Annotated in this window: 3 protein-coding genes; all 3 read right to left on the bottom strand. The window is 49.0% G+C overall.

Annotated elements, in window-relative coordinates; translation table 11 throughout:
* Positions 1-196 precede the first annotated feature (196 nt).
* The 3 genes from AADEFJLK_RS17305 to AADEFJLK_RS17295 all read right to left on the bottom strand — a co-directional run bounded on the left by AADEFJLK_RS17305 (position 197) and on the right by AADEFJLK_RS17295 (position 8249).
* Positions 197-1105 (bottom strand): DNA cytosine methyltransferase, encoded by a 909-nt coding sequence (locus AADEFJLK_RS17305; protein ID WP_103975103.1) that lies wholly within the window; start codon positions 1103-1105, stop codon positions 197-199.
* Between the two features lie 284 nt (positions 1106-1389).
* Positions 1390-4299 (bottom strand): beta strand repeat-containing protein, encoded by a 2910-nt coding sequence (locus tag AADEFJLK_RS17300; RefSeq protein WP_170065149.1) that lies wholly within the window; start codon positions 4297-4299, stop codon positions 1390-1392.
* Between the two features lie 344 nt (positions 4300-4643).
* Positions 4644-8249 (bottom strand): beta strand repeat-containing protein, encoded by a 3606-nt coding sequence (locus AADEFJLK_RS17295; protein WP_103975101.1) that lies wholly within the window; start codon positions 8247-8249, stop codon positions 4644-4646.
* Positions 8250-8846: the final 597 nt, after the last annotated feature.

Raw genomic sequence — 8846 nt, 5'->3', positions numbered from 1 at the left:
CGGATGGTCGGCATTTTCCAACACGGCTGGTCTTTGATTGTCGCCGCCTTGCTGAACCACCAACCCCTGCCCGTCAAACCGGGGCGGCCTGAGGCATGGCCCGGTTTGACGGAAATCAACGGCGTGATTTTGGCTGTTTACGCAGAAGGGGGTGGAGGGTAAGAAAACCTACACTTGTAAGGGAACCTGCCCTCACCTAACTCCCCTGCAAAGCCCTCAGCATCTCCCCCGCAATCGCCTTGATCACCGGCACCGACACCGAATTGCCCGCCACTTTGCGCAGCCCCGAATACGGCAAATTAATCGTAAAATCTTCAGGAAAGCCCTGTAACCGCAACATCTCCCGCGCCGTTAAGCGCCGCACACCGTTCACCACCAAATAGTTATAACTGCCGCCCGCGCGTAAAGCGCAAGAATACGGTAACGCCGAGATATTGCCGCCGATATTTTGATGCCAGATTGACGGATACGGCGGCGTACCCTTAACTAAGGCAAAACGCTGCCGCCGGATATGCTCGGAGACAAAATAACAGGCGGGGATGTCGGCCTCTGGCTCCAGCAGTTCCGCCAAAGGCCGATAATAGCCCAAGGGCTCAGGAAAACCAAACGCCAACGGCTGCAAAAACCCGACAATATAAATACGCTCGCGCTTTTGCGGCACACCAAAATCCAAGGCATTGATGATTTTATGGTAAACCGTATACCCCAACGCCTGTAGCGTTGCCAGAATCACCCTAAACGTCCGCCCTTGGTCATGGGTCGTCAAGCGCCGGACATTTTCCAATAAAAATGCCGCCGGGCGTTTGGCTTTTAAAATCGCTTCAATATTAAAAAACAACGTGCCACGGGTATCGGCAAACCCCAAGCCCTTGCCCGCAATACTGAACGGCTGGCAAGGAAACCCCGCCAACAAAATATCATGGTCGGGAATATCGTCAGGGGTAATCAGATTAATGTCGCCATACGGCTTCTCGCCAAAATTGGCCTCATACATTTTCTGGGCATCTTTATCCCACTCGGAAGAAAACACCGTCTCACACCCATAAGCGGCAAAGCCCAAACGGATACCGCCGATCCCGGCAAAAAGGTCGATGGTTTTATACATGTTGGCAGGTCACTAAAGCCGCCGCTTAACTATCAGGCCGCATTTTAAACCTATTGGCATAACAGTAAACGGGATTAGGTCTAGCCGGGTGATGTTAGCCATTACGGAGACAGTTGATTAGTTTATGGCTTAAGGGGCGGTAATTTATGCAGGAGGGAGCGACGATCCTATCATGAGGGTTAAAGCGAAAACGCGCTTGGATCGTCTATCGGGACACCAAAGGCCTTCCAGGCTGTAGCACCTGAAAGGCCAAATGGATAATATAAGCCGCTATACTGGCCGCATTAGCTAAACTTAAAGTCGCTCAACGCAAACACAGTCGAGGTATTGCCCGTCAAAACAATACTGAAATCGACGGTCGTATGGCCGGTCGTATGGCCATAGATAACCGTATCGGAGCCAGAAGTGACATACCTTAACTCCCCTACCGTCGAACTGGCAAAAGCCGCCCCACGGGTCGTCAATAATGTTGGTGCGACACCGCCAAAGTCTACCGTCAAGTCAATAATATCTGTATCCGATTGCTTAAAATCAGTAATGACATCGGTTGAGGTTGACGTGGCGCTCGTTTCGGTCAAACCAGTAAAGGTGAAGTAATCTTTGCCGCCGCCGCCTGTCAGGGTATCCTTGCCGCCATTACCATCCAAAATATTCGATGCCGAATTGCCGATAATGGTATTGGCTAACGAATTGCCCGAACCGCTAATATTATTAGAACCCATCAGGGTCAAGTTTTCCACGCCGACACTGGCGGTATCGTTCAGCGCATAGGTGGCAGTGGATATCACGGTATCCGTACCTTGACCGCTCAATTCACTTACTGTATCGGCAATGTTATCGACATAATAGGTGTCATTACCCAAACCGCCGATCATGGTATCGGCACCTAAGCCGCCATCAATGATATCATTGCCGTCACCGCCTGATAAGACATTACCGCCGGTATTGCCATTAAGATTGTTATCCAACGCATTACCCGTACCCGAAATGCCGTTAGAGCCGTTCAAGACCAGATTTTCGACATTGGCCCCCAAGGTAAAGCTAATGGCGGTTGAATACACCGTATCCGTACCGGCACTGGCGGCTTCGGTAGCCGTATCGCCAACATTATCAACATAATAAGAATCGTTACCCAAGCCTCCGAACATAGCGTCGGCACCAATGCTGCCGTCGATGACATTATTGCTGTCATTACCCGTTATGGTATTGTTCAGGGTATTGCCCAGTGCAGAAGCAGTCAGAACCGCAGCCCCCAAAATCAGATTTTCGACGTTAGAAGCCAAGACATAGGCAATATTGCTGGTCAGGGTTACCGTATCCGTGCCTTCGTTCAGGTTTTCGGTAACTACATCAGCAGTAGAGTCAACAAAATAACTGTCATTACCCTTACCGCCTACCATAATGTCGCTACCCGTACCACCATCTAAGGTATCATTGCCCGCACCGCCATATAACTTATCATTGCCTTCCATACCCAATAAAATGTCGCCCCCTGTCGCGTTGGCAGTCAACGTATTGATCCCACTATTGCCCGTACCCGTAAATCCTGCCGCAAGCATAGTCAAATTTTCGAGGTTACTATAACTGGCAATGCTGTAATTACCGCTGGCAAACACAGTATCCGTACCACCGCCTGCGAACTCGTTAATAATATCAGTCTGTTTACTGACATAATAGCTATCATTACCGGTTCCGCCCGTTAGCGTATTAATCCCGCTACTTTGCCCTCTGAGAATATTCGCCAACGAATTGCCTGTCGCTGTTATAGCTCCGCTACCCGTTACGGTGATATTTTCTATGTTAGGTAAGTTTGCAATCGAGTAACTGACATTTGTTTGGATAGTATCACTGCCTTGCCCGGCAATTTCCGTAACCGTATCAGCCGTATTATCAAGCACATAGATATCGTCTCCCAAGCCGCCAATCAAGCGGTCGGCACCTGCCCCACCAACCAGGGTATCATTGCCGGCACCACCATCAATAATATTGGCCCCGCTACCGCCCGTTAAGGTATCGTTATAAATACTGCCCGTCAGATTTTCAAAATTCGTTACCGTATCGGTGCCGGAGCCGCCTGTCACTTGCGCAGTGGTCAAGCCCAAATTAATCGTCACTCCGCTGCTGGCCCCATAGCGGTAAGACAGCGTATCCCCCACGCTGGTATTGGTACCGCCATCCAGCACATTATTGCCTTTATTGGCATAAATGATATTGTCTAATTCATTACCCGTACCATTGATCGCCGCCGTCCCATAAGCCAGTTGCAGATTTTCGACATTCGCCGCCAAAGCAGTGATGCTGACCGAACTCATAATCAGATCGGTGCCTTGGCCGCTGAGTTCACTGACAACATCGCCCGCATTATCAACGATATAGGTATCATTACCCAGACCGCCAATCAGCGTGTCTGCACCCGTCGACCCATCCAAGGTATTATTGCCCGTATTACCTGTCATGGTATTGGCGGAGCTGTTACCCGTCGCATAAGTACCGCTGACCAACACCAGATTTTCAATATTCGTCGGCAAGGTATAGTAATCGACGCTGGTTATGATGGTATCCGCTGTGCCGCCCGAATCGGTAACGGTATCGCCAGCTGTGACATAAAATGTGTCATTGCCTGTGCCGCCTTTCATAATGTCAGCCCCAAAGCCGCCATCAATGGTGCTGCCGACTGTCGCCAAACCGATCAACACATCGTTATAGGCCGAACCGATGATATTATCCATATTGAGCAGCTTGTCGTTACCCGCCGCCCCATCGGTAGTGCCGACGGTAGTGCTTAAGTCAACCGTCACACCATAAGCGGCGGTTGCATAACTCACAGTATCAATGCCGCCTGCCCCATCCATATAATCGTTATATTCAGTGCCGACCAGCGTATTATTCATACTGTCACTGGCTGTCGAAGTCGTTCCATCACCAATCATCAGCTTACTGCCATCGCTAAAAATAAAATTAGCTGGGGCTATTTGGGTATTCAGAAAACCCGATGCCGCTGTGCTTCCGACTAATTTTAAAGACACGGTGGTGCCACCATTTGTATAGGAAATCGTCGTAGCACCGTTAACGGTGTTGATCGTCAAATCCGCCGCGCGGATGCTTCCGCCAAACGTTAATGTATCAAGGGTAAGGAACACCTGGGTAGGTACGGTGCCAGTGCTAGCTAAAGTTAAAAAATCGTAAGAAGCCATAGTTATAATCTCAAAAAGGAAAAACTGCTGGATGGGAGAATCAGTGTACCGGAAAGCATTTACTTCTGGACATTGCCACAAACCCGACGGCATTGGGTCGGAGCAGAGCATTTATACTCTGAACGGTCAAATTTTCGGTTAATCCTAAAACCGAAAACTTGACCGCTTGAAGTATATTATATGCCTCGACGTTTGTTGATTATAGGCGCGGACTGGCATTTGTAAATGCCTCCCCCTGAAATCATAACTGCTATAAGGCAAAAACCCCCATCCGGGCCTACCCAGATGGAGGTTTATTGTCTGCTTAACGGAACAAGCTTAAACGGATACTGCCTTTAGCGGATTTACCCGATAAAGTCAGCGGCGGCCAATGGTGTGGCCACATTGTCATAACCGACCAACTCAACTTTGAACTCAATTGTGGTAGCTGTACCATCTGTATCGGCAATAATAAACACATTAGTCCCGACGCTATAATACTCGAAACTGTGTGCCGTCAACAATCCAGTAGGGATACCGCTTACAAAACCGCCGTTAGTCAACGGACCCGCTGTATCCAGCCCGCTTAAGTCAATAACATCATTTTCACCCACAATACTATTAAGAGCATCACTAAAGCTGCCGCTAAAGTCGCTAATCGTATCAAAGTTAGCGGAAGTGGAGTCCGTGACCGTATCGCTGGTTTCGCCAAACACAAACGTATCCGTACCGTCACCGCCCGTTAAGGCATCCTTACCCGCCTTACCGTTCAAGCTATCGTCACCATTATCGCCACTCAAGGTATTGGCCCCAGCATTACCGATAATGGTATTAGCAATTCCGTTGCCTCTGCCGTAAATAGAATTTGCACCGATCAGTGTGAGGTTTTCGACGTTAGCGTTGAGCGTGAAATTCACGGAGCTAATAACCGAGTCGGTACCGCTGCCTGTAGCTGAACTTTCCGTAATCGTATCACTGGTATTGTTGACATAATAGGTATCGTCGCCAGCACCGCCGTTCATTTTATCAACACCGGTACCGCCACCATCATTTAACGTGTCATTACCCGCATTACCTGTCAAGCTATTGTTCGCGGTATTACCGTTAATGGTATTATTAGAGCTATTGCCAGTGGCATTGACTGCTGCCGTGCCGGTCAACGTCAGGGTTTCAATGCCATTGCCGTTAGCCAGAGTGTAAGAGACAATACTGCTGACGACATCTGTGCCGACAGTACCTGAATCGGAAATGGTATCACCAATGACTGTAACATAGTAAAGGTCAGCATCTTCACCGCCATTCATGACATTGACATTGCCTAAGGTATCAACTGCGGTCGCGCTGATGCTGTCATATAAAGTATCGGCACCAGCCCCGCCGAATAAAGTATCGTTACCATCACCACCGATAATGATATTAGCGGCGGCATTACCGGCAATGTTATTAGCTAAGATATTGCCAGTCGCGTTAAGCAGACTAGTGCTGGCCTGCACTGTACCTGCTGTGCCGACACCACCTACCGTACCTAAGACCATATCTTCGACATTGTCGGCCAAGATATAAGTGACCGCCGAGGCGATAACAGCACTGACGTTGACCAGCACCAAATCAGTGCCGCTAGCCGTAGTGGCCGTTTCGGTGATAGTGTCGGTATTGCTATTAATTACATAAGTATCATCACCATCCCCACCAGTCAACTTATCGGCAAACAAGTCAGCAGCAGTGTCAGCTTTAAGGCCAGACACTAAGGTATCATCACCCACACCACCAGTCAGTACGTCGGCTCCGCTACCGCCTGATAAGGTGTTGTCTTGTACGTTGGAGACATCGACTTTAATGGTGTTGGCCAAGTTATTACCCGTACCGCTGACGGCAGCTGAGCCATATAAGGTCAGGTTTTCAACCCCCGCACTCTTACTGGTATTGGCAGTAGTAGTGTCATTAGTGAGCGTAAAGCTAACCGTAGTCCGTACTTCATCAATACCGCTATCAGCCGTTTTTTCAAGCGTGACATCATTGATATTATTAACATAATAAATATCCGCACCGACATCACCAGACATCGTGTTTGCGGAAGCGTCAGCGGTAATGCCGCCAACGTCATTATCATATAAATTATCGTTGCCGCTACCGCCCACCAGCGTGTCACTGCCTGCACCGCCAACTAAGGTATCACCTGCAGTATTAGCCGTAAGAGTATTGTCAAGAGCGTTACCGGTGGCATTTTTCGCTGTTGTCCCCAACAGAGTGAGGTTTTCAATGCCCGCACCGACAGAAGTGGCCAGTGAATAATCGGCCGTGGATTTGACAAGGTCAGTACCGCTGTCAGCGGTCAACTCAGTGACGATATCAGAGAGTTGATCAGCATTGACATAATAAGTGTCAGATCCTGCCCCGCCTGTCAAATGGTCTGTCGCACTATCTGATGTTGTTGCGTTCAGTGCCCCTGCCCACAAAGTGTCACTACCTGCACCGCCTGTTATAGTATCACCGCCCGCACCGCCGATCAGGATATTGGTACCGCCAGTGGTATCGTTTATGATATCGTCGCCTGCACCGCCATCCAAGGTGTTACTAGAGGCATTACCCGTAATCGTATTGGCCAAGGAATTGCCGGTACCGTTAGCGGCAGTGCCTAACAGCGTAAGTTTTTCAATGCCTGAGCTGTTGGTATCATTCAGCGCGTAAGAGGCATAAGCATTGACCGTGTCAGTCCCTGTGATGCTGGCATAATCATAAACAACATCAAGGGATTCAGTCACATAAAAAGTGTCATTACCGCTACCGCCGTATAGGTTGTCTGCTGCGCTGTCACCTGTCGTAACGTTCTGTACGCCTGCCCACAAGGTATCGTTACCTTTGCCGGCGTTGAGGATATCCGCACCGGTGCCGCCGATCAGGGTATCAGTACCACCGAGTAAATCGGTCAAATTATCATTGCCGGCACCGCCATCCAAGGTGTTGTTATTACTGTTACCAATAAGGATATTGTTATCGGCAGCTGTGGTGCTACCTTTGCCAATCGTTGCCGCACCCACCAGCTTCAAGCCTTCGACATTGTCGTTCAAGGTATAGTTAACGCTACTGATAACGGTATCCGTACCTGCCGCTGTCGCTTCGGTGACAGTCACCGTACTATGGCTAACGATATAGGTGTCATTGCCAATACCGCCCACCAAAGAGTCGGTGCCGGCACTACCGCCATCCAAGACGTTGTTTAGGCTGTTTCCCGTAACGGTGTTATCGGAGGCATTACCCGATCCGTAAACCGCAACAGTACTGCCGACCAGCAAAGTCAGGCTCTCGATGCCCGAACCTGCTGCCAAAGCATAGTCGGCGGAGGCAATAACCAAATCAGTAGCCGAGTCGGTGCCCGAATCGCTAACGGTGTCGCCTGCGGTAACTTTATAAGTGTCTGCCCCCAAACCACCGTCCATCGTGTCTATGCCCGCACCACCATCAAGAACGTTGGCGTTGGCATCTCCTGTTAGCGTGTCGTTAAAGTTTGAACCGGTCAAATTGGCGATATTGATCAGTTTATCGGAACCAGCACCGATAGTGTCTTGTGCTGAGCCTTGTGAAACCAAGCTTACCGTTACAGCCCCCGTCGCATTGACGTAAGAAGCGGTATCACCGCCGCCAAGACCATCCAGATAATCACTGCCGTCAGTGCTAAGTAAAGTGTTGGCCACCGTTGCGTCAGTTACGATGGTGGAAAGGCCGTCGCCTAATACTAATTGGCTACCGTCAGCAAAAGTAAAATAGCCTTTCAACACGCCTGCAAGCGATGTTAAGGCAGAAAAAGTAATGACACCGTTAGGTGTAGTAACGGTGACCGCGCCGGACACCAACGCAACCGTAAGGCTGGACGCGCTTACGCTATCGTCATCGAAGCTAAACGCGGTAAATGCAGAAGTGACAGTCGCAGCGCCACTGGTAAAAGCCGTGGATGAATAAAGTTTAGTAGCCATAATTTTTCTCTTGAAATTGAAAGTGGTGAATCAAGCCGAGGGTTAATCTTACGCCTGGGAAGTTTAAAATAAAAACTTTAAATGATTGTGAAAACGGCTTTTCAGCGCTTCCCAAGCATTTTCAATGGTGGTGGGGAGATTAGACCATCTGCTTAACCCTACCCATCATCCGCATCAGATCACGGTAATGTTTATTTAAACTACATGCCGTGATCTTTCTAAGCAAAATTTATACCTGATTTACGAAAAAATTGGGTATTTTTTCACATTGCCTTCATCTTGCTTATTTTTAAAGCGTTTTTGCCAAGCGAACAGACAGATATAGGCCTTTAGATGACACGTTTAGGATAAAGCCCCAGCAAGCATGAATCTGTAACAAATAATGGCTACCCTTTTTTGGGCAAGGGCTGACTTTTTTTGTCACATATTGACAAAAAAAGCTTATGGCTTACTGCGTTAGGGTATTCCCTGCCGGGCCGATAAATCGATTGTTTTCCAGACCCACGCGCCTTATCATTAGATAATTTAATGGGGAGCGGCTTTGCTGCCGACAGCACAAAACGGCGGCTAGCACAGCGTCTAAAAACAGCCTTGCGC

Origin of the sequence: Methylovulum psychrotolerans, from assembly GCF_002923755.1 — a bacterium.
In the GTDB taxonomy this organism is placed as follows: domain Bacteria; phylum Pseudomonadota; class Gammaproteobacteria; order Methylococcales; family Methylomonadaceae; genus Methylovulum; species Methylovulum psychrotolerans.
The sequence above is the reverse complement of the archived record's forward strand: the minus strand, read 5'-3'. Positions and strand labels throughout refer to the sequence as shown.